We start from the raw sequence: 1,482 nt of genomic DNA on the forward strand, positions 1-1,482 counted from the left end.
TGATCTGAACCCCGAAGTTTGGACACTTTTTTATGCAGCTTTTAATTCTGTTGATTCTCGATATTGAACAGGCGACATTCCACCTAAATCTGTTTTGATACGTCTGTTATTATAAAATCCAATCCAGTCATTCATGGCCTGAATTAAATCATTTTTATTGTTGTAATGTTCATCCATCATTTCTATTTTCATAATGTGAAAAAATGATTCCATTTTTGCATTATCAAGACAAGTTGCCTTTCTAGACATGCTCTGGAAAATATGATGCTTTTTTAGAACCTTACGCCAAGACTTGTTTTGATATTGGAATCCTTGATCTGTGTGAATAGTAGTTCGGTAATTGAGCTTTGGAATACTCTCAAGAGCCTCTTTTAGAGGCCTAATCGCAAATTCAACAGTTGGATGCTCACTAATATTGTAAGCAAGTATCTCTCCTGAGAATAGATCTAAAACTGGTTCTAGATAAACTCGTTCGTTTTGTCCTAAGGTACCGTATCTAAATTCACTTACGTCTGTAACTAGTTTTTGATAAGGTCTGTCTGTATTGAATCGACGTTTAAGCCGATTCTTAGCTACTGTACCGATAGAACCTTTATAAGAGTTATACTTTCTTGTTTGTCGATTGAACAATTGGCAGAGCCAATCGTGTTCAGTCATTATTCGTAGAACCTTTTTGTGATTTACTTTAAAACCCCTTAGTTTCAAAGCATCAGTCATTCTACGGTAACCATACTTTTTAGTATACTTTGAATCTGTTTGTCTAATTTCGTCCATTGTTTGAATGACCTTATCATCATCAAAAGTTCGTCCCTTACTATTACGGGCGTAATAGTAGGTACTCCTAGGTATGTCCAGAGTTGTTAAAACTAGCTTAATAGGGATTTGAAATTCTTGCCTTAACTCAGTAGCTATTTTCGAGATTTCTTTTGTTTTGATTTTTTCTGTGCTAAGGCATCGACTTTTTTTAAAAATTCGTTCTCCACTCTCAACATCAAGTTCTCTTTTTTTAATTGCTTTAATTCGTCTTCTTTAGACAAATGATTTTCTGAGTTATGTTTAACATTTTTATTCATAGTAAGTAGAATATCCTGTTCATGCCTCAATCCATCAATGCCCAAACTTTCATATTTTTGTTGCCACCTACAAACGGTACTACCTGCAGGAATATTGAAGTGTAAAGCAGTTTCTGAGAAGGAAGCCATATTTTGATTCCTCCAGTTTAATACTTCAGCTTTAAACATGCCAGAATATTTTTGGCCTCCCTTACGTGGGCGAAGACCGCTGACCCCACGTAATTGATATGTATGTACCCACTCCATAATGGTTGAGTGGTTGGGAATACTGTACTTTTTCGAAAGTGTGGTAGAACCACATCCATCAAGAAACTCATTTACTATTTTGACTTTGAAATCCAGATTGTACTTAATCATAGTGAACCCCTCCAGGTTTGGATCATGTGTCCAACCTCATGGGTTCACTCCA

At 35.8% G+C, this 1,482-nt stretch carries 2 protein-coding genes; both read right to left on the reverse strand.

Annotated elements, in window-relative coordinates; translation table 11 throughout:
• Positions 1 to 30 precede the first annotated feature (30 nt).
• Positions 31 to 1,020: an IS3 family transposase gene (locus tag FFM71_RS13265; RefSeq protein ID WP_223876559.1), complete on the reverse strand. Its 990-nt coding sequence runs from the start codon at positions 1,018 to 1,020 to the stop codon at positions 31 to 33.
• On the reverse strand, positions 909 to 1,430 hold the full coding sequence (locus tag FFM71_RS13270; RefSeq protein ID WP_137612622.1) for a helix-turn-helix domain-containing protein: 522 nt from the start codon (positions 1,428 to 1,430) through the stop codon (positions 909 to 911). The genes FFM71_RS13265 and FFM71_RS13270 overlap by 112 nt, the downstream gene beginning before the upstream one ends.
• Positions 1,431 to 1,482 lie beyond the last annotated feature (52 nt).

This window comes from Companilactobacillus huachuanensis (assembly GCF_005404815.1).
Lineage (GTDB): Bacteria > Bacillota > Bacilli > Lactobacillales > Lactobacillaceae > Companilactobacillus > Companilactobacillus huachuanensis.